Annotated in this window: 19 protein-coding genes and 1 tRNA gene; 13 read left to right on the top strand and 7 right to left on the bottom strand. The window is 47.6% G+C overall.

What is annotated here, in order from left to right:
* The 4 genes from J3999_RS06790 to J3999_RS06775 all read left to right on the top strand — a co-directional run.
* On the top strand, positions 1–600 hold a 600-nt coding region (locus J3999_RS06790; RefSeq protein WP_208127147.1), incomplete at its 5' end, for a Spy/CpxP family protein refolding chaperone.
* 170 nt (positions 601–770) lie between these two features.
* Positions 771–1,013 (top strand): SHOCT domain-containing protein, encoded by a 243-nt coding sequence (locus J3999_RS06785; RefSeq protein ID WP_208127146.1) that lies wholly within the window; start codon positions 771–773, stop codon positions 1,011–1,013.
* Between the two features lie 87 nt (positions 1,014–1,100).
* Positions 1,101–3,125, top strand: coding sequence for a copper-translocating P-type ATPase (locus tag J3999_RS06780; RefSeq protein WP_208127145.1), 2,025 nt, complete (start codon positions 1,101–1,103; stop codon positions 3,123–3,125).
* 47 nt (positions 3,126–3,172) lie between these two features.
* Positions 3,173–3,583, top strand: a complete 411-nt coding sequence (locus tag J3999_RS06775; protein ID WP_208127144.1) for a hypothetical protein — start codon at positions 3,173–3,175, stop codon at positions 3,581–3,583.
* A 237-nt stretch (positions 3,584–3,820) separates the two neighbouring features.
* On the opposite strand, the gene J3999_RS06770 is transcribed toward J3999_RS06775, so the two are convergent.
* From J3999_RS06770 to J3999_RS06750, 5 genes are all read right to left on the bottom strand, one after another.
* Positions 3,821–4,492, bottom strand: a complete 672-nt coding sequence (locus J3999_RS06770) for a hypothetical protein (RefSeq protein ID WP_208127143.1) — start codon at positions 4,490–4,492, stop codon at positions 3,821–3,823.
* A 262-nt stretch (positions 4,493–4,754) separates the two neighbouring features.
* Positions 4,755–4,831, bottom strand: a tRNA-Met gene (locus tag J3999_RS06765).
* A gap of 218 nt (positions 4,832–5,049) precedes the next feature.
* On the bottom strand, positions 5,050–6,201 hold the full coding sequence (locus tag J3999_RS06760) for a hypothetical protein (protein ID WP_208127142.1): 1,152 nt from the start codon (positions 6,199–6,201) through the stop codon (positions 5,050–5,052).
* 9 nt (positions 6,202–6,210) lie between these two features.
* Entirely contained in the window at positions 6,211–7,437 is a 1,227-nt protein-coding gene (locus J3999_RS06755) for a hypothetical protein (protein ID WP_208127141.1), read from the bottom strand.
* A gap of 193 nt (positions 7,438–7,630) precedes the next feature.
* Entirely contained in the window at positions 7,631–8,311 is a 681-nt protein-coding gene (locus tag J3999_RS06750; RefSeq protein WP_208127140.1) for an RluA family pseudouridine synthase, read from the bottom strand.
* Between the two features lie 66 nt (positions 8,312–8,377).
* Here J3999_RS06750 and J3999_RS06745 point away from each other — a divergent pair, with 66 nt between their 5' ends.
* Complete coding sequence (locus J3999_RS06745; RefSeq protein WP_208127139.1) at positions 8,378–8,863, top strand: low molecular weight protein-tyrosine-phosphatase; 486 nt, start codon at positions 8,378–8,380, stop codon at positions 8,861–8,863.
* Between the two features lie 115 nt (positions 8,864–8,978).
* Here the strand turns inward: J3999_RS06745 and J3999_RS06740 are convergent, their stop codons facing one another.
* Complete coding sequence (locus J3999_RS06740) at positions 8,979–11,900, bottom strand: Rne/Rng family ribonuclease (RefSeq protein WP_208127138.1); 2,922 nt, start codon at positions 11,898–11,900, stop codon at positions 8,979–8,981.
* A 29-nt stretch (positions 11,901–11,929) separates the two neighbouring features.
* Here J3999_RS06740 and J3999_RS06735 point away from each other — a divergent pair, with 29 nt between their 5' ends.
* From J3999_RS06735 to J3999_RS06725, 3 genes are all read left to right on the top strand, one after another.
* A complete protein-coding gene (locus J3999_RS06735; protein WP_208127137.1) occupies positions 11,930–12,274 on the top strand; it encodes a hypothetical protein in 345 nt (114 codons plus the stop codon).
* Between the two features lie 413 nt (positions 12,275–12,687).
* Positions 12,688–13,644: an RluA family pseudouridine synthase gene (locus tag J3999_RS06730; protein WP_208127136.1), complete on the top strand. Its 957-nt coding sequence runs from the start codon at positions 12,688–12,690 to the stop codon at positions 13,642–13,644.
* A gap of 27 nt (positions 13,645–13,671) precedes the next feature.
* Positions 13,672–14,334, top strand: a complete 663-nt coding sequence (locus J3999_RS06725; protein WP_208127135.1) for an HAD-IA family hydrolase — start codon at positions 13,672–13,674, stop codon at positions 14,332–14,334.
* 97 nt (positions 14,335–14,431) lie between these two features.
* Here J3999_RS06725 and J3999_RS06720 read toward each other — a convergent pair whose 3' ends face one another.
* A complete protein-coding gene (locus J3999_RS06720; RefSeq protein WP_208127134.1) occupies positions 14,432–15,079 on the bottom strand; it encodes a nucleoside triphosphate pyrophosphatase in 648 nt (215 codons plus the stop codon).
* 294 nt (positions 15,080–15,373) lie between these two features.
* On the opposite strand from J3999_RS06720, the gene J3999_RS06715 reads away from it, so the two are divergent.
* The 5 genes from J3999_RS06715 to fabD all read left to right on the top strand — a co-directional run bounded on the left by J3999_RS06715 (position 15,374) and on the right by fabD (position 19,242).
* Entirely contained in the window at positions 15,374–15,910 is a 537-nt protein-coding gene (locus J3999_RS06715) for a YceD family protein (protein WP_208127133.1), read from the top strand.
* Positions 15,911–15,931: 21 nt separating this feature from the next.
* On the top strand, positions 15,932–16,108 hold the full coding sequence (gene rpmF / locus J3999_RS06710; RefSeq protein ID WP_208127132.1) for a 50S ribosomal protein L32: 177 nt from the start codon (positions 15,932–15,934) through the stop codon (positions 16,106–16,108).
* A gap of 6 nt (positions 16,109–16,114) precedes the next feature.
* Positions 16,115–17,131: a phosphate acyltransferase PlsX gene (gene plsX / locus J3999_RS06705; protein ID WP_208127131.1), complete on the top strand. Its 1,017-nt coding sequence runs from the start codon at positions 16,115–16,117 to the stop codon at positions 17,129–17,131.
* A 92-nt stretch (positions 17,132–17,223) separates the two neighbouring features.
* Entirely contained in the window at positions 17,224–18,201 is a 978-nt protein-coding gene (locus J3999_RS06700; RefSeq protein ID WP_243755343.1) for a beta-ketoacyl-ACP synthase III, read from the top strand.
* Between the two features lie 117 nt (positions 18,202–18,318).
* Complete coding sequence (gene fabD / locus J3999_RS06695) at positions 18,319–19,242, top strand: ACP S-malonyltransferase (RefSeq protein WP_208127130.1); 924 nt, start codon at positions 18,319–18,321, stop codon at positions 19,240–19,242.
* Positions 19,243–19,268 lie beyond the last annotated feature (26 nt).

Genomic DNA, 19,268 nt, shown 5'->3' with positions numbered 1-19,268 from the left:
GGTCCCGGTTATGGCATGGGTCCCGGTTATGGCATGGGTCCCGGTTATGGCATGGGTCCCGGTTATGGCATGGGTCCCGGTTATGGCATGGGTCCAGGTTATGGCATGGGTCCAGGTTATGGCATGGGTCCCGGCTATGGTATGGGTCCTGGTTATGGTATGGGTCCCGGTTATGGTATGGGTCCCGGTTATGGTATGGGTCCCGGCTATGGTATGGGTCCCGGCTATGGTATGGGTCCCGGTTATGGCATGCACGGCTATGGCATGGGGCCTGGTTATAGTATGCATGGCTATGGTGCTGAATTTTTGGATCTGTCGGATAAACAGATCAAACAAATTTCAGAGCTACGTGGCAAAATGTTTGAGAAACAGACTAAAACCATGGCAAAAATCTGGGAAGAACGGCAGAAATTGGCTAAGGCTTTTAACGCCGGTAAAGCCGGATCGTCTGATGTGGAAGACTCCTATGCCAATATAGCCAAGCTGCAGAAGGAATTGTATCAGGCAAGAATCAGTCACCAAAAAGAGGTCTTTGGCCTTTTAAATCAAGAGCAGAAAGAGAAACTCAGAGGCGGGGGCTTCAATGGGTTTGGTCGTTAGACTTTAGCCACCACTCTTTTTGTAAATGGAAAGCCGGAATTCGTTATGTCTGATTCCGGCTTTTTTGAATTGAGTTAAGGAAGTTCGCCCGAGTTGGTTGTTGTATTGAGTGGGCAGTACTTTTCAGGGCAGGCATTTTCTTCAAAAGTTTAAATATTGGAGGAAGGGAAATGAGTTGGGACTATATGAATATGCATGGATACTACGGTGGTTTTATGTGGATTTGGTTTTTATTGTTTATTTTGATTATCGTTGTACTTCTGGCCCCTCTTTTTAAGAAGAATCAGAGTGACCAGCAAACCCAATCCGAACCTCAGGAAAGTGCACTGGAAATACTGGAAAAACGGTTTGCGCGCGGGGAAATCAACGAAGAAGAGTTTAAAAAGATGAAGGACGTTTTGATAAATAGCTAACACTGTTGAATCTTCGTTCACTAAAGACAGCCTTGAACATACGGATAGCGATTGGCTTCAGTCCTCAGCTATAAAGGAGTTGAAAGCATGGGTGTCATAAAGCATACGATCAATCACTCTCATAACGAAATGTCGGCAAAACATGCTGATCATGACCACCGTCACCATCATCGACAGATGATTGAGGATTTCAGAAGACGCTTTTGGGTTTCGCTGTTGCTGACATTGCCTATCCTGATATTGTCTCCAATGCTGCAAACACTTCTTGGAGTTGAGCAGTTGTTGAGCTTTTACGGTGACAGATACCTGTTGCTTATTTTTTCAACCGTTATTTATCTGTATGGCGGTGCGCCATTTCTAAAAGGGTTTTGGCATGAAATAAACGCTAAAACACCCGGAATGATGACCCTTATTGCGGTGGCAATCAGCACGGCTTATTTCTACAGCGCTGTTGTCACGCTCGGGCTGCCGGGCAAAATATTTTTCTGGGAACTGGCTACATTGATCGATTTGATGCTGTTCGGTCACTGGATAGAAATGAAATCCGTCGTCGGGGCGTCACGGGCGCTGGAGCAATTGGCCGCTTTATTACCCGATACCGCGCATAAAATAATGCACGACCGCAGTCAGGTTGAAGTCAAGGTGGCCGACTTAAAACCGGGTGATCGGATTATGGTAAAACCGGGCGAAAAAATTCCTTCGGACGGGATTGTATTCAGTGGCGAAAGTTCCGTTAACCAGGCAATGTTAACCGGTGAAAGCAAGCCGGTTCCGAAACGGGCGAAAGATTCGGTTATCGGTGGAACGATCAATGGAGAAGGGGCCTTAAGCATACAGGTTCAGAAGACCGGAAAAGACTCCTTTCTTTCACAGGTTATAAGCCTTGTCGAGCAGGCGCAGGAAAACAAATCTAAAACACAGAATTTGGCAAATCGTGCTGCGGTATGGTTAACGGTTATCGCTTTGTCTGGCGGCGCGATCACCTTTTTTGCCTGGTCGGTATTTTCATCGCAGGATATTGCGTTCTCACTGGAGAGAACGGTTACCGTCATGGTAATTACTTGCCCGCATGCATTGGGTTTGGCGATTCCTTTAGTTGTCGCGGTTTCGACAGCACTCGCGGCCCGTAACGGATTGATGATAAGTAACCGAACCGCTTTCGAAATGGCGCGAGATCTCCAGGCGATTGTGTTTGATAAGACGGGCACCCTGACCAAAGGAGAGTTCGGTATTGCAGATGTCATTAGCCTGGATGATCACTTGGACAAAACAACTATATTGAAACTGGCGGCATCCATTGAGAAAAACTCGGAACATCCGATCGCGAAATCCATCGCTCAAACATCGAATGCGTTTTTTCAGGTAGAAAGCTTTAAGGCGATACCCGGGAAAGGAGCCGAAGGTCATATTGATCAGAATCTGGTTCAAGTCGTCAGTCCGGGTTATTTACAGGACAAGGGAATCGGTTTTCAATCCAGTGGCATCGAGCAAGCGTTCGAGTCGGGAAAAACCGTTGTGTTTGTTTTAGTCGACGGAGTGCTCAAAGGCGCTGTGGTTTTAGCAGATTTGATTAGAGAAGAATCACTGCAAAGCATCAAACAGTTACAACAAATGGGCATTCAATGCATGATGCTTACCGGAGATAACCGACAGGTGGCAAAAGCGGTAGCGTTAGAGATCGGTTTGGATGACTATTTTGCCGAGGTGTTACCGCAAGAAAAAGCACAAAAAATAAAAGAGATCCAAAGCCGCGGGCTTACGGTCGCAATGGTCGGCGATGGCGTTAATGATGCACCGGCTTTAGCACAGGCCGATGTCGGTGTGGCAATCGGTGCCGGAACGGAGGTTGCGATTGAATCGGCGGATATTATCCTGGTTCGCAACGATCCTCGAGATGTTCTGTCCATTATCCGTCTCGCAAGGAAAACCTACGCCAAAATGATCCAGAACCTGTGGTGGGCTGCAGGTTATAACATCCTGGCGATTCCACTGGCGGCAGGTGTCCTGTATAGCGCGGGGATTTTACTCAGTCCCGCAATCGGGGCGATACTGATGTCAATGAGTACGGTTGTTGTCGCGGTGAATGCGCAACTATTAAAGTATGACGAATAAATCGGCGGTGAGCAGAATAAGTAAAGGGAATAAATAATCGGATCGATATGGAACCAGTCATACAAGAAGAATTAACGGGCTGCGGTATTGCCAGTGCAGCGGCAATTGCAGGTATCTCCTATGAAGAGGCGAAACAAGCGGCCAATAGAATGGGGATCTTTGCGGAAGACGAATCGCTATGGTCTAGTTCGCATTATGTCCGTGACCTCTTGGACACCCTTGGTATAGAAACCGACCAACAAGAGAAGCCGTTTAAAACTTGGGAAGAGCTTCCGGATTGTGCGCTTCTGGCAACAAAATGGCATCTCGAAGCAGGAAAACCATTCTGGCATTGGGTCGTTTTTGTTCGCGAAGGGGCGCAAGAATATGTGCTCGACTCTAAAAAATCCCTGAAAACCAATATCCGTAAAGATTTTGCAAGGATGAAACCGAAGTGGTTTATTGAAGTGTATCGGTAATCATTTGATACATAAATGAAAAAGCCCTGATTTATTTCGATGTAAAACTAATGAAATTAAGGCTTTATGATTTGGTATCGGAGGCAGAATTTAAACCTACGACCTTCGGATTATGATTTATTAAATTTAGTTAATTCAATGTCTTAACAGAACTTTTTGCGGTTCGATAATATTTCTGTCTAGTCAGGTTAACTTTAAAGAGTTGCTGAAAGCGGAAGGTTTATAGTTAGTTCTGGTTTATTTCATTCCGAGTAGAAAAATTCCAGTCGTTCCAATTATGCAGACTAATAAGATAACTCTCACAAGATTCATTAAAATATCTTGAGAATACATATGCCCAGAATTACTTTTAATTTTGCTGATATGTAGCCCGGTAAAGTCATTGATTAATCTAGATAATGAGCCTCCTGAGTGGCTTTGAGAAAGTTTTTCACAAATTTTTTGATTCGACTCTTGCCCAGGTCTTCCTCTGGCTTTTTTATTTATTTCTTCTGCTTTAGAGACAAAGTCATGCTCAATTAAATCTGACTCTATCCCGAGTAATTCACGCTCTTTTCTATATTCAAAATAATGAAGACAATACTGAATGTTATCTTGCCTAATTTTTTCTTGGGTTGATAGTGCGACTTTTCTTGAAGCAAAGCTAATAAACAATAGACATGCGATACCTGACATCTGAACCACGCTAATACTGATTCCATCTTTTAACATCAGGCCAAATAACCCCCCATAAACAAGGATTGTTGCTTGCAGCATAGTTGTGAGAACACTTATTGCATGTCCTTTGTGAGCAATTTCAGATTCATGATAAGCACGCATTGCTGCAAAAGCTTCCTTTTTATTATCTAAATGAATCATGATGTTTTCAGCTGATTCAGTTCTTTCATAACGCTGTATATTTGTATTCATATGAGGTCACGTCTAAGAATTTCTTTCTAATCTTAGTATGTTAGTTTGAGAGTTGATGTTGGATTTTATTAAAAATATCTGAAGTTGAATAGCCATACAAAAACTTTAGTGTGAATCGCCGTTGATTTAGTACCTAAAATGATTCGTAAACTACTTCAAGAGTAGAACTGCTACCAAAGTTGGCAGTATTAGTTTTTTGCTAGGCAATAAAAAAGCCCTGACTCATTTCGCTGAAAAGCTAATGAAATCAAGGCTTTGAATTTGGTAGCGGGGGCTGGATTTGAACCAACGACCTTCGGGTTATGAGCCCGACGAGCTACCAAGCTGCTCCACCCCGCGTCAATTTGTAGTGTCGAACTGGTTGCTCTTGGTAAGCACCGTTGCTGTTCGATGGGGCGTATTATAGGGGTTTAACGGCTCATTGCAACCCCTAGATTAAAGATTTCTTATATTTTTTTAAAAACAGCCTTATATCACTCTCTTTTAAACTTTCAGGGTAATAAAAAAGCCGCTTAAATCTCAGCGGCTGTTTTGTAGATTAGACAGATTGTTTTGTCTTACTTGGCTTTGTAACTGTAAGGTTGGTTTGCATTCACCTTGCTCGTCAACTCTTTGACATTCTCTTGCAGCTTCTGCAATTCGGTTTGAATGGTCTTCTGCTGCAGTTGTAGCTGTTCAAGTTGTTTTTGCCACTTGATGTCGGACTGAGCATCCGGCTGGGTCATGGTTTTCAATTGATCGCTGATTGTCAGTAGTTTTTTATCGTGTTTTGAAACCAGCCAGCGAATGTCTGCCAGTTGTTGGCTCTGCTTGGCATCCAATCTAGCTGTTCCGCCGGAGGTCATCACCGGCTTCGGCTGTTTGGATGCCGCAATCGCCAGTTTTTGCAGTTCTTTGGACAGCGTTGCCTGCTGTTCACTCAGCTGGCTGATCTGTTGAGTCATTTTATCCTGCATTGGTTGTAGCTGAGCTTGGAGCAGCTGCTCAATTTCGGCCGAGTTATTCACTGTTGCCGGTATCTTGCTTTGCTCTGGCGACTGTTCCGCGGTCTGAATCGTTTTCGGGTTATTATTGACTTCAGGTGTTGTAGTTTCTTCTTGGGAAGTGCTTTCTTCTGTTGTTATATCTACCGGAGGTTGTGGCGATCGGGCCAGTTTTTCGACATAAAAACGGCTCGCTTCGATCTGCGAAGCAAGATCGTCGATCTTAATGGTCATTTTTTTGGTGAAAAGGGCGTTTTCAGTTTGCACGACATCAAGAATTTCGCCTTTAAGCTGCTCTTGCTGGCTGCCAATATTGTAGTAAACGGCGATCATTACTCCGACTGCCGTTAAGCTCAAGAGCAGGCTGATGACAAGCATGGAAACAAATAACTTTTTGCTCTCGGCCATTTCCTGAGAGGCATGACGGATGGCTTGACGCCAGTTAAATGTTGCATTGGTCAACTCTTCGGTGTGCCCGCGCAATGCTTCCGAGACCTGTAAGCTGGCTTTTGCCGCTTCCTGACTTTGGGTTGCGGCTTCCTGGGCAGTTTTTGCCGCTTCAAGCGTCATAATTGAACTGTCGACTTTGGCTTCCTCGGAAAGAGTGTGTAACTCTTTATGTGTTTTCTGGGACTGATCGACTTTCTGTTCAAGGTTTCCCCCGGCCAGATCAAGTTCTTCTACGGCTTCCAGCAGATCGTCCACCTGATTGTTCTGATCACTCATATTGCATTCCTAAGACTGGTGAAACTCGGCAATTTGGTTCGCTAGCTCACTATTGACCTGTTTCAGTTCGTCATTTTTGACTTTGATTTCTTGCAGAATGTCTGTAAGTTCTTCCGCAGTCAGGTTTTTCATGGCCTGCATGTCGACTTGATAGTCGGCGCTCTGCGTAATTTGTTGCGCTCTTTGGATTGCAGCAAATGTTTTTTCAATTGCGTCTTGCGCGCTCAGAGCCGATTCCTGTGCTTTCTGAGCGGTTGCAAGGGCGATTTTAGTCGTCATTTGCGCGGAGTTGCTCAATTGCTCGATGATTTCACGGGTCTGTTTATCCATCTCTACGGCTTCACTCATTGCCTGTACCGATTCATTGGTTTGCTCAGCCTGAGATTGAAGATCGCTTCGGGAGATTTGTTCACTGTCTTCGGCAAGGATTTCCGGTGCGCCAGGTGTTGCTAAGTCAATGTCGGCAACGGTTTCCTGCGGTTCTTCTTCGATTAACTGGTCGAGATCGGTTTCGAAAGTGTTTTCGCTTGGGTTTTCATCTACCAGCAAATCATCCAGACTTTCGAGGTCTGAATTGTCTTCGTTCTGATCGATATCCAGGTCGGTAGTGGACGCTTCCGCAGTCTGGAGCATCTGCTCGATATCGTCGCTGTCCTCGGTGGGAGTGACTTCTTCAATCAAATCGTTCGAGTGCTCATCAAAATCCACGCTTTCCAGATCCTCTAAGATATCCGTATCCTGTTGAGAATCGTCCACTGTTGAGTCCAGCGTCGGTTCCGGGAGGTCTTCTAAGGATAAGTCTTCCTCCGGCAGAGAGTCTTCTTCGCCGGGCGCTGCATCCCAATCATCCGGTTGAGTTTCTTCTGCAGAAGCGGAAAGATCATCTGACAAGCTCGATTCATCTTCGACTTCTGTGTCTTCGACTGAATTGCCTGCGGCTGTAACATCATCTGAAGTCGGAAGCGTATCTTCGTCCTCTAGGGCGGCATCCATATCGAGTAGTGCCTGTTCAAGTTCGTCATCAGAGGTCTGGATTTGTTCCAGAAGATCACTGTCGATCTCTTCTTCCGATGTGTTCACGTCCTCGATTTCCTCGGATTCGGATTGTTTTTCAACTTCTTCAATCGAGTTTAACAGGGCGTCGACGTCCAGCTCACCTTCCGTGGTTTTGCCTTCCATCATTTCAACCATCTGCTGGGTGGCTAAATCGTCTTTCTGTGGATCTATATTTGACATGGCACTCTTTCCTACTTCTACTGCCATAATGCTTTAAGCCATATTATTGAGTTTGTATTAGGGTGGCTAGAGCAATAGGGCGCTTTACTGTTCTGCATCAAGAAAAGCAAGACAGGTTTCAGCTTATAAAATTGTCAGTAAATTATCAGTTTTTTTGCTTAGTGCACGACAAGCAGTATTTGTGCCATCGGTCTTAGGTCGGAAAGTCGGCATCTTGTGTGAACGACAGCCATTCACCGTTTTCAGGGTGGGTGAATGCGAGATGCTGTGCGTGCAGAAGCAGGCGTGGCGCCATCTTCAGAGAATGCGGGTCGGCATACAGGTTGTCGCCCAAAATAGGGTGCCCAAGCATTTTCATATGCAGCCTGAGCTGATGAGATCGGCCGGTGATCGGGGTTAATTCCACGCTGAACCGGTCGGAAAATTGACGCATTACTCGCCATTGAGTATGAGCTGATTTGCCGTGAATGAAATCGACCATCTGTAGGGGACGGCGTTCCCAGTCGCAGCGCATAGGTAAATGGATTTCGCCGTGATCCTGGCTGATTATCCCGCAGCAGACCGCATGGTAGCGTTTACGGGTTTGTCTGTCCTGAAACTGACGGCTCAAATGACGGTGGGCGTCCTTGGAGCGCGCCAGAACCATTAAACCTGAGGTGTCCATGTCCAGACGGTGTACGATCAAAGCGTCGGGGAAGCGGGTTTGCAGGTGGGATAGCAGGCATTCCTGTTTGTCGGCTCCGCGTCCGGGAACCGAAAGCATTCCGCTCGGTTTATTGGCAATAATGATATCCGGGTCGCTATAAAGCACCCAGCTGGGATCGTATTCGAAGTTTTTCAGTGTGATAGCCGGAGCGCGCAGGTTTGCATGCATTTTTCAGTTGAGCCTTGTAAACTAAGGCGTTTATTTTATAGCAAGGGAATCTGGAGGAATCTGCAAATGGCAAAAAAAGTCTCTGTCTTGTTTGTCTGTTTAGGCAATATTTGCCGCTCGCCGACGGCACATGCGGTTTTTCGCAAGCTCGTTATCGATGAAGGGTTGGCAAAGCAAATTGAAATCGATTCCGCCGGCACCGCTGCCTACCATGTCGGTAATCCGCCGGACAGCCGTTCCACCCAGGTCGCTCAAGGGCGTGGTATCCAGATGAATGACCTGCGTGCCCGTGCAGTGGATTTCGGTGATTTCTATCAGTTTGACTATATTCTGGCAATGGATCATTCCAACTACAGCAATCTCTATGAAATGGCATTACCGGAACATCGCGAAAAACTGCATATGTTCCTGAAATTTACCGAGGAGTTTGAGGAAACGGAAGTTCCGGATCCTTATTACGGAGGGCCTCAGGGGTTCGATCATGTTTTTGATCTGGTTGAATCGGCATCCCGCGGTTTGCTCGAACATATCAAGCAAAATCATCTCGGCTGACAGAAGTAATTCACTTCGCGGCAGTTCGATTGGTTTGAATAAAAGACCAGCATAAAAAAACGCCCAAGAGCAAATGCTCTTGGGCGTTTTTATTGCAGGAAAAGAAATTACAGGCTTACGCTTTGGTTTTCTCTTCTTCTTGCTTTGCCTCTTGATCCGTCGCTTCCGCTTCGGAGAAGACTTCCGGCTTCGCGGATTGTTCGCTTAGCGTGTCGTCTTTTTGGCTATTATCAGAAACTTCGTTCGCTTGGGTTTCGGTCTCTGGTTTTTCAAGGGCGCTGTTTTCGTTTGCAGACGCGACCTTATCGGCTTCTGACGCTGCTTCTTCCGAGTTTGTTAGAGAAGCCGCTTCTGAATTATCGGATGCGCTCTCAGTCTCAACAGGTTTTTCCTTCTGTACTTCAACTTGCTCGTCGGTTTTCGCTTCCGCTTTACCTTCGCTATCGGCTACAACGGAAGTTTCCGATTCGCTTGTGGCTGTCTCGGTAGTTGCGTTGGCAGCGTTTTGAGCGGAAGTATCAAAGTTCAGCTCGACTTGTGGTTCAGCCGTTTCAGAGTCAGAGGTTTTCTCGGCATCCTGCTGCTCAGTGGCAGGGGCTTTCTCCGCGTTGTCAATCTGAATCTCACTGTTGTTGTCAGCAGTTTCAGAGACGGAGTCCTGGCTTGGGATTGTCTCTTCATGCGCTGATTCAACAGACGCCTGCGCTACTGTCGGATTCTCAGAAGCTGAAGCCGTCGCCTCTTGAGATGCATCGTCTTGCTGCTTCTTCTCTTCTTTAGCGGATTCTTTATGAATCACTTCACCGTCTTTGGTTACCGTTACCAGATGCGGTGCCGGAGAGTGGATAGAACGGCTTTCCGCGTCTTTAGGTGCACGGCGGCGCGAGTTGAAGCCACTGCGACTGTTATAACGGCTGCGGCGTCTTGAACGCGGTTTGCTTTCTTTCTCTTCCTCTTTCGGCTTATTACCGCCCTGAACAGGAGTCTTTTCTTCCGGAGTCGTGTCTAGTTGTTTCTCGGTTTTTTCAACATCCTGCTCTTGAAGGGGCTGGGTGTTTTGATTTTCCGGTTTGGCATTTTCTTCCTGGCGAGGACGACGACGACGGTTGTTACGGCGGCGGTTGCTCTTGGCCGAAGTATTCTCCTGCTTGTCGTTCTCTTCAGTAATCGTTTTCGCCGTTGTATCCACCGCGGTCTCTTTGGACTCTGGACGGTCATTACGGTTGCCGCGGCGACGGTCATTGCGACGACGGTCGTTTCGGTCGTTACGGTTGTTACGATTGCGGTTGTTGCGATTACGGTTGCCTTGAGATTTCTCTTTCGGCTTCACTTCTTCCGGCTCTTCCGCTTTACCGAACAGTGCTGACCAGACTCGTTTGAACAGTCCCGCTTTCACTTCGACATTTGGCTTTTCTTCAACGGATGCAGGAGGCGGAGGTGCCATAGGCGTAACGTTTTGCACCGCAGGCTCTTCTTTCGGCTTCGGTGTTTCGTTAACGCTGTGAATCTCTTCTTCGCTCTTGATTTCGTCTTTCGCTTCGTAGCTGATGACATGCACTTCATCGTCGCTAAGACGGGTGCGCTCCATAATGTATTGCGGTGTCTGCAGGTGTTCGTTCGGGACGATCAGAACGTGCATATTATGGCGGTCTTCGATTTTAGTAATCTGCGCGCGCTTTTCATTCAGCAGGAAAGTCGCTACGTCAACCGGTAGTTGTACGGTCACTCGACGCGTGTTTTCTTTCATGCTTTCTTCTTCAAGCAGACGAAGAATAGACAGACCCAATGAAGAGACGCCACGGATTACGCCGACACCTTTACAGCGCGGGCAGACAATCTGAGTTGATTCTTCAATCGACGGGCGCAGGCGCTGACGCGACATTTCCAGTAGCCCGAAACGGGAGATTTTGCTGATCTGCACGCGGGCGCGATCTGATTTGACCGCTTCGCGAAGTTTATTTTCCACTTCGCGCTGGTGTTTACTGGAGTGCATATCGATAAAGTCGATAACCACCAGTCCGCCAAGGTCACGCAGGCGCAGTTGACGAGCGATTTCGCAGGCGGCTTCCATATTTGTGTTGAACGCGGTTTCTTCGATATCGCCACCTTTGGTCGCACGGCTGGAGTTGATATCGATGGCCGTTAAAGCTTCGGTGATATCGATAACGATTGCACCGCCGGAAGGCAGGGTAACTTCACGCTGATAGGCGGATTCGATTTGCGATTCGATCTGGAAGCGGGTGAACAGCGGGATAGTGTCCTGATAAGGTTTGACCTTATAAACTTGCTGCGGCATAACGTGCTGGATGAAGTCACGCGCTTTATGGAAGGTATCCATATCGTCGATAATGATTTCACCGATATCCTGACGCAGGTAGTCGCGAATCGCCAGAATAACAATGTCCGATTCCTGATGGATCAGGAAAGGCGCGGATTTTTCGTTTGCCGCACTTTTAATGGCATCCCACAGTTGGATCAGATAGTTGACACCCCACTGAAGTTCTTCCGTGCTTTTGCCGACACCAGCGGTACGGATAATCAAACCCATGCCGTCCGGGGTATTCAAGTCGCGCAGTGTGTCGCGGATGTCGGAGCGTTCGTCGCCTTCGATACGGCGAGAGATACCGCCGGCCTTCGGATTGTTCGGCATCATGACCACATAAGGGCCCGCAAGGGTGATTTGAGTGGTTAGTGCCGCACCTTTATTGCCGCGTTCTTCTTTCTGGACTTGAACGATGACTTCCTGGCCTTCGCTCAGTACATCTTTGATGCTTAGGCGGCCGGATTCAGGTTTTTCATTTGGAAAATATTCGCTGGCGACTTCTTTAAAAGGAAGGAAACCATGGCGTTCGGCACCGTAATCAACGAAAGCGGCTTCCAGAGAAGGTTCGATTCGGGTGATTTTCCCTTTATAGATATTGGCTTTTTTCTTTTGATGAAGTGGGGTTTCGACGTCCAAATCATATAATGTCTGGCCATCGACAAGAGCAATGCGAACCTCTTCCTTCTGGGTCGCATTTATTAACATTCTTTTCATTTATGTCTCTTTTGACTCAAGAGAACACAGTGTGCACGGATGTCGTCATCCTGCGTTTAAGATGCAACGAGGTTATCGGCAGCAAAAGGGTGTCTAGGCAAGTTGTTACCATTTCAGGGAGTTTGCAGAACTTTTATTCCGTTGCCGGCTATTCGGCATTCCGGAATTGCCCGGTCAAAGGGCTAAGCACTGGTTTTGGAAAACGCCGTGATGCGTTTAAAAGTATCAAGTTCATCAGTTTGGTAACATTTGTATCGAGCAGCGATCATCTTTCTGGTTTTTATTATTGTGTCGGTGCTCTAGCCGTCAAAGCCAAGGCTTTGATTTTTAACGGTCTTTCCGCTTGCTCTCGTATGGTCTTTCCGGCGTCTTAGGGGATTTAACGGTTTGACTTAGAGTCAAATGATTCATAAGGCGTATTAAATCGCTGCGCCGGTCAACTTTGCATACTTTTGCATTGGTTGTTGTCCGTTTAACTGTGTTCAAGGTTATATAAAAGCTGTTCGGAAACTCCGAAAAGCGGTTTAAAAATTCGTCTTAAACACCGGTCGTTGTTCACTCGAAAGTGCAGTAGAACGCCGACCTATTTCGCTTATAATTTTGCAAGCTTCGCAAATATATCATTGTGTCGGTACCTTGGCAATCGGTGATTGATGAATCGGTGGAAAAACCTGTGAATAAGTTGTCATTAAGTACGGATTTGTTTTGCGCGAGCCTAAATCGGCAGCCGAATAGAGTAGAATAGGCTTTTTTTGAAATTTTCAGAGTATCTGGCGACGGAGTGGAGATGACCGAGCAACATGCGGCTTCCAAAGTACAGTTTCTGACCGTTGGGGAAGAAGACCACGGTCAGCGGTTGGATAATTTTTTAATGCGTCATTTCAGAAAAGCGCCTAAGGCCTTGATTTATAGAATTATTCGTAAAGGAGAGGTTCGCGTTAATAAAGGTCGCTCCAAAGTCAGTAATCGAATCGAAAGCGGGGATGTGGTGCGGGTGCCGCCCATGCGACTGCCGCAAACGGACAAGGTTGAAGACAGCGAAATTCCGGCTGATGAATTGCGTCAGATAGAGCAGGCGATCCTATATGAGGATGCTGATCTGATGGTTGTCAATAAGCCATCCGGTGTGGCGGTACACGGCGGTGGCGGAATCCGCTACGGATTGATTGAAGTTTTGCGTGCCTTGCGTCCACGAGCTAAAAGGTTGGAGTTGGTACACCGTATCGACCGTGATACCTCGGGCTGTATTCTAGTGGCTAAGAAAGCATCGGTACTGAAAGCGCTGCATCAGCAGATGCGCGACGATCAGTTCGAGAAGCGTTATCTGGCCATCGTCAGTGGTACCTGGCCTAAGAATGTCAGCAAGGTGGAACTGCCGCTGCGTAAAGACCATCTTCCAAATGGCGGCTGGCATGTGAAGGTCGCGCAGGACGGTAAAAGTGCCTTGAGTTATTTTGAGGTCAAGCAGCATCTTAAAGAGTGTGATCTGATGGCAGTGCGTCTTAAGACCGGGCGCACGCATCAGATCAGGGTTCATGCATTGGCGCAGGGCTGCGCTCTGGTCGGCGATGACCGTTATGGTGATCGGGAATTGAATAAGCGTTTCCGCAAGAAAGGGATGAAGCGGCTGGCGTTACACGCGCATATTCTTGGTTTTACTCATCCGAACACCGAGCAGAAAATGCGCATCGAAGCACCGTTGTGGGCCGATTTCAAACGTATGATCGAAGAACAAGCGCTGTAAAGGGGTTGCGAAATTATGGAGGATTCAATGAGAAAATATAAATTGGTCATTTTTGATTGGGACGGAACCCTGATGAACTCCGAAGGGCGTATTGTTGATGCTTTGCAGCTGGCGGCCAGAGAATGCGGGCTGGAGGTGCTTCCTAGTCATGAGTGCAAGCAGATTATCGGTCTGGCATTGGATAAGGCGGTTTTGACGCTTTATCCTCACCTGGAGCAGGATCAGGAAAAACTGGTCACCATGTGCGAAGCCTATACGATGAATTTTCTCGAGCAGTCCGATGTGCAGATGATTCCATTCGACGGAGCCGAAGCTATGTTGCTGAATCTTCGACAGCAAGGGGTCAAGCTGGCCATTGCAACCGGTAAAAGCCGCAAGGGTCTTAATCAGGTTCTCGCAGAGTGCGGCTTTGAACCTTACTTCGATATTACCCGGACGCCGGTCGAGTCGGCTTCCAAACCGGATCCCTTGATGTTGTTGCAGATTCTTGAAGCAATGAATGTTGCCGTGGAAGATGCGGTGATGGTCGGCGATACGACTTTCGATATGGAGATGGCACGAAACTGCGGCATGGATCGAATTGCGCTGAGCCATGGCGTTCACCAGATGGAGGTTTTGACTGAGTATGAACCGGTCGCCTGCCTTGACTCTTTGCAGGAACTGAATATGTGGTTAATGCAGAATATCTAAAGCCTGAAGTTTAGGATCAGGTTTTTCGGATACATTATCAAAGCCCGGCATTAGCGCCGGGCTTTTGATTTTCGCGGTGCATTGAAACCTTAAGAAGCTAAGGCTCGAGCGGCAGCGGATAACCCATTTGATAAAAAATGTCGGTTAAATCCATTAGCGGCAGGCCGATCAGTGCGTTCGGATCGCGACTGTCGATGCGTTGGAAAAGCGTAACACCAAGGCCTTCAGATTTAAAACTGCCGGCGCAGTTTAACGGCTGTTCGATGGTCAGGTAATTATCGATGACGTTATCGCTTAACTCGCGGAAATGAACTACTGTGGTGTCCATTTTTTGATAGATTTTACCTGTCCGGCCGTTTATTACCACCAGTCCGGTATAAAAGGTGATCGATTGGCCGCTGAACTGACGCAGTTGCTGCTGCGCTGCGGCAAAGGTGTGCGGTTTACCGATCGGTCGGTTGTCGAATACCGCGCATTGATCCGAGCCGATGACCAGCGCGTCGGAATGCTTTCGGGCGACTGCCTGGGCTTTGGCCAGAGAAAGACGCGCGACCATCGCTTCGGGCTGTTCGCCCTGCAGCGGGGTTTCATCTACTTCCGGTTTATCGGTGTCGAACGGCAGGTGGAGCTTTTCAAGCATCTGCTGTCGAAAAATCGACGTTGATCCCAAGATAACCGGCGGAAGCCCGTTTGATTCTGGATTAGTTTGTGAATGACTTGTGGATAACCCGTGGGTATCTTGCATTGGATTCTCTCGGTTTTAATGATGTCGCTGTGTCCCGTTCAGGGTGTTTTACTGCGAGGAATCGCATTTTTCATCGCTTTTAAAGTAAAACGTTTGAAACAGTTTATGAAAATTTAAAGGTTTTGTAATCTCTTGTTTTTTAAAGTAAAACGCCTGGATTTCGGGTTTTGAATCCGTCGGGTTTCCATGGCGCGGATGGTTGAAATCCGAAGAGGCGAAGTTTTTGCGTAAATAACGACTTTTTTGTGCGTTATTTTTTGACTTAGCAAGAGGTTGCGGGTATGATGCGCGCCTATGTTAAATAAGCTACCTGATTATATCGATCCCATCTATGCGGTCAAACATAATAAACATTATGTTGGACGAGTCAATATGTCGCAATTTTCGCGGCTGGCGGAGCAGGTGGAATCGGCGGGTCAGGATGCGACGGTCGACATTCGGTTTTATTACGATAAAGCTTTGGGCTTTCCCGCTTTTGAGTTGAATGTCGATGCCGTACTCAATTTACAGTGCCAGCGTTCTTTGAATGCGTTTGACTTTCCTGTGAAAGCTCACATGAAAGGGGTATTTACCGAATCGATGGCGCTTGTTGAAGATTTGCCGAAAGAGGTTGAGGCGTTTGAACTCGAGGGCGATAAAATTTCGCTGCTCGGACTGGTAGAAGAGGAATTGCTTCTCTGTGTACCGATGGTACCGATTGATGAAAGCAGTGAACTGGCTTACCAGAATGCCGACGATGACGGTCAAATAGAAGATTCAACCAACGGCTCCGTAGAGCCGAAGTCCGAGAAGCAGAACCCGTTTGCGGTTTTGCAAGGACTGAAAAAGTAATTATTTATTTAGGAGATTGACATGGCTGTTCAACAAAACCGTAAAACCCCTTCAAAGCGCGGCATGCGTCGTGCTCACGATTCTCTGTCTGCAACTGCGCTGACTCAGGATTCTACTACTGGTGAAGTACACCGTCGTCACCACGTTACTGCTGACGGTTACTACAAAGGTAAAAAAGTCGTTCAAGATAAGGCGTAATCCATCTTGGCTATCAATATAGCAATTGACGCTATGGGCGGTGACCACGGTTTGTCGGTCACCGTTCCCGCTTCTATCGATGCACTCGATAAATTCTCCGATATCCATATCGTTCTTGTTGGTAAACAGGATGAAATAGAGCAGCAGCTCTCCGCTTACCAATACGATTCCTCCCGTTTAACCGTTGTTCATGCCGAGCAAGTCGTGGAAATGGACGATTTGCCGTCCAAAGCTTTGCGTAACAAACGCAAGTCTTCGATGCGTATCGCTCTGAATCTGGTTAAAGAGGATGAGGCTCAGGCGTGTGTCAGTGCCGGGAATACAGGCGCTTTAATGGCGGTCGCCAAGTTCGTCCTGAAAACCCTGCCGGATATCGATCGTCCAGCGATCTGTACCTCCATGCCGACAATGAAAGGGCATGTGCATGTACTGGATTTGGGGGCGAATGTCGGTTGTACCGGGGAGAATTTGACTCAGTTTGCCGTTATGGGCTCGGTTTTGTCTCGCGCTGTCGACAGTAATGCTGCGCCGCGAGTCGGACTGCTGAATATCGGTGAAGAAGAGATCAAGGGCCATCAGCGAATTAAAGACGCGCATCAGTTGATTCAAAATACATCGATTAACTACATCGGTTACGTCGAAGGTGATGACATCTACAAAGGTGATACCGATGTTGTGGTCTGCGATGGTTTTGACGGTAATATTGCGCTCAAATCCAGTGAGGGTGTTGCCAAAATGATCGCTTACTATCTTAAGGAAGCGTTTGGCCGCAATATCTTTACCAAGCTTGCCGGGCTGATTGCCTACCCGGTGTTGAAGTCTTTTAAAGACAAGGTTGATCCTCGCCGCTATAATGGTGCATCGCTTTTAGGATTACAAAAAATTGTGATTAAGAGCCATGGTGGTGCCGATCAATATGCTTTCTTACAAGCAATTGCCGAAGCGCGTCTGGAAGTCAGTAAGAATGTTCCGCAGCTGATTTCTGCCGAAGTTTCCCTGTTGATCCAGCAGAAAAGTTCTTAATCTTCTCATGAGCAGGGCGCTTCGCTCTGCTTGTCAATGCAAAATGGGTGACCGAAGCGCTCCGCTTCGATCAATGCAAAGATGTTGAATTTATGACTCAAAAAATCTATAGCCGCATCAGCGGTACAGGTGGCTACTTACCGGAAAAAATTCTAACCAATTTCGATCTGGAAAAGATGGTCGAAACCAGTGATGAATGGATCCGTGAACGTACAGGAATTGAAGAACGCCATATTGCAGAGGACGGTCAGACGACTGCCGATTTAGGCGTCGAAGCGGCAAAATCGGCAATGGAAATGGCCGGTGTCGATAAAAATTCAATCGATCTGATTATTGTCGCAACGACCACTCCGGACAAAACCTTTCCAAGTACGGCCTGTTTGATTCAGCAGCGTCTTGATATTCACGGTTGCCCGGCTTTCGATCTGCAAGCCGTCTGTACCGGTTTTGTTTATGCATTAAGTGTTGCCGACCAGTTTATTAAGACCGGTATGGCGAAATGCGCTTTGGTTATCGGCTCGGAAACCCTGTCCCGTATCACCAACTGGCAGGACCGCAATACCTGTGTCTTGTTCGGCGATGGTGCGGGAGCGGTTGTACTTGAAGCTTCTGAAGAGGCAGGGATTCTTTCGACGCATATTCATGCAGATGGTCAGTATGAAGAGTTGTTGCACGTTCCTTCCGGTACCTCCAAGCTTCCGCAAACTGATGAAATCGCGGAAAGAACCATGTCGATGCGCGGTAACGAGGTATTTAAGGTTGCAGTCAATACGCTGAGCAAGGTCGCTCTGGACACGCTTAAAGCGAATAATATTGAACGAGAAGATCTGGATTGGCTGGTTCCGCATCAAGCGAATATGCGTATTATCAGCGCAACGGCCAGAAAATTGAAGTTGCAGCCTGAGCAAACCGTGGTTACGGTGAACAAGCATGCGAACACTTCCAGTGCGTCTATTCCGCTGGCGCTTAACGAGGCGGTTCGTGACGGTCGTATTCAGCGTGGCGAGACGCTGCTGCTGGAAGCATTCGGCGGCGGATTTACGTGGGGATCCGCGCTGATCAAGTTTTAAATTTACCGAAAACGCCTTTCAATCAGGCGTTTTTTTATGGCTAGGCGACGCTATTTAAATAGTAATGAGCAAGATCGCTAAGCCATTGCTTCAATAATATAAAGGAAACATCAGATTATGAGTTACGCTTTTGTTTTTCCAGGTCAGGGTTCGCAGTCTCAAGGGATGTTGGCGGAGCTGGCGGAATCGCACGCACAGGTGAAAGAAACCTTTGCGAGAGCATCGGAAGTTCTGGGATACGATCTTTGGAAACTGGTGCAGAACGACGATTCGGGCAAGTTAAACCAGACTGACGTCACTCAGCCGGCTATGCTGGCTTCCGGTATTGCTGTCCTGGAAACCCTTAAGGCGCAAAAAGACGTGGCACCGGCGTTTATGGCCGGTCACTCGCTTGGCGAATATACCGCATTGGTCGCAGCTGGCGCCATGACGCTGGAGCAGGGGATCGAGCTGGTTGCCGAACGCGGTCGCTTGATGCAGAGCGCAGTTCCGGCTGGAGCCGGAGCTATGGCGGCGGTACTGGGTCTGGATGACGATGCGGTTGTCAAGGTATGCGAATCGGTTGACGGAGTGGTTGAAGCGGTTAACTTCAATTCACCGGGCCAGGTCGTTATCGCCGGTGAAAAGGCGGCGGTTGAAGCAGCTCAGGAAGCGGCAACCGAAGCGGGCGCATCACGCGTTGTTCCGCTGCCGGTCAGTGTACCTTCTCATTGCTCGTTGATGAAACCGGCTGCGGAAAAACTGGCGGAAAAACTGGCGGCGATGGATTTGCAGATGCCGCAGGTGCCGGTTTTGCATAACGTGCATTTCAGCCAAGCGCAAAGCACGGATGATATTAAAGCGCTTTTGGTCAAACAGCTTTATCAGCCGGTGCAGTGGGTGAAAACCGTTGAATCGATGAAAGCGCAAGGTGTTGAAACTCTGTATGAGTTGGGTCCTGGTAAAGTTTTGATGGGATTAAACCGTCGTATTGACCGTCGCATGGGTATGCAGGCGGTATTTGACCAGGCAACACTGGAAAAAGCGTTGGCGACTCTATAAAATTGGACGCTTACAATAATCAGAGA

The sequence above is a fragment of the Thiomicrorhabdus sp. 6S3-12 genome (assembly GCF_017571475.1).
In the GTDB taxonomy this organism is placed as follows: domain Bacteria; phylum Pseudomonadota; class Gammaproteobacteria; order Thiomicrospirales; family Thiomicrospiraceae; genus Thiomicrorhabdus.
Note: the sequence above shows the minus strand (reverse complement) of the source record. Positions and strands in the feature narration are given on the sequence as shown.

Coding starts and splice junctions, on each gene's coding strand:
- J3999_RS06785 (WP_208127146.1), top strand. CDS start 771: ATGAGTTGGGACTATATGAATATGCATGGATACTACGGTGGTTTTATG.
- J3999_RS06780 (WP_208127145.1), top strand. CDS start 1,101: ATGGGTGTCATAAAGCATACGATCAATCACTCTCATAACGAAATGTCG.
- J3999_RS06775 (WP_208127144.1), top strand. CDS start 3,173: ATGGAACCAGTCATACAAGAAGAATTAACGGGCTGCGGTATTGCCAGT.
- J3999_RS06770 (WP_208127143.1), bottom strand. CDS start 4,492: ATGAATACAAATATACAGCGTTATGAAAGAACTGAATCAGCTGAAAAC.
- J3999_RS06760 (WP_208127142.1), bottom strand. CDS start 6,201: ATGAGTGATCAGAACAATCAGGTGGACGATCTGCTGGAAGCCGTAGAA.
- J3999_RS06755 (WP_208127141.1), bottom strand. CDS start 7,437: ATGTCAAATATAGATCCACAGAAAGACGATTTAGCCACCCAGCAGATG.
- J3999_RS06750 (WP_208127140.1), bottom strand. CDS start 8,311: ATGCATGCAAACCTGCGCGCTCCGGCTATCACACTGAAAAACTTCGAA.
- J3999_RS06745 (WP_208127139.1), top strand. CDS start 8,378: ATGGCAAAAAAAGTCTCTGTCTTGTTTGTCTGTTTAGGCAATATTTGC.
- J3999_RS06740 (WP_208127138.1), bottom strand. CDS start 11,900: ATGAAAAGAATGTTAATAAATGCGACCCAGAAGGAAGAGGTTCGCATT.
- J3999_RS06730 (WP_208127136.1), top strand. CDS start 12,688: ATGACCGAGCAACATGCGGCTTCCAAAGTACAGTTTCTGACCGTTGGG.
- J3999_RS06725 (WP_208127135.1), top strand. CDS start 13,672: ATGAGAAAATATAAATTGGTCATTTTTGATTGGGACGGAACCCTGATG.
- J3999_RS06720 (WP_208127134.1), bottom strand. CDS start 15,079: ATGCAAGATACCCACGGGTTATCCACAAGTCATTCACAAACTAATCCA.
- J3999_RS06715 (WP_208127133.1), top strand. CDS start 15,374: ATGTTAAATAAGCTACCTGATTATATCGATCCCATCTATGCGGTCAAA.
- rpmF (WP_208127132.1), top strand. CDS start 15,932: ATGGCTGTTCAACAAAACCGTAAAACCCCTTCAAAGCGCGGCATGCGT.
- J3999_RS06700 (WP_243755343.1), top strand. CDS start 17,224: ATGACTCAAAAAATCTATAGCCGCATCAGCGGTACAGGTGGCTACTTA.
- fabD (WP_208127130.1), top strand. CDS start 18,319: ATGAGTTACGCTTTTGTTTTTCCAGGTCAGGGTTCGCAGTCTCAAGGG.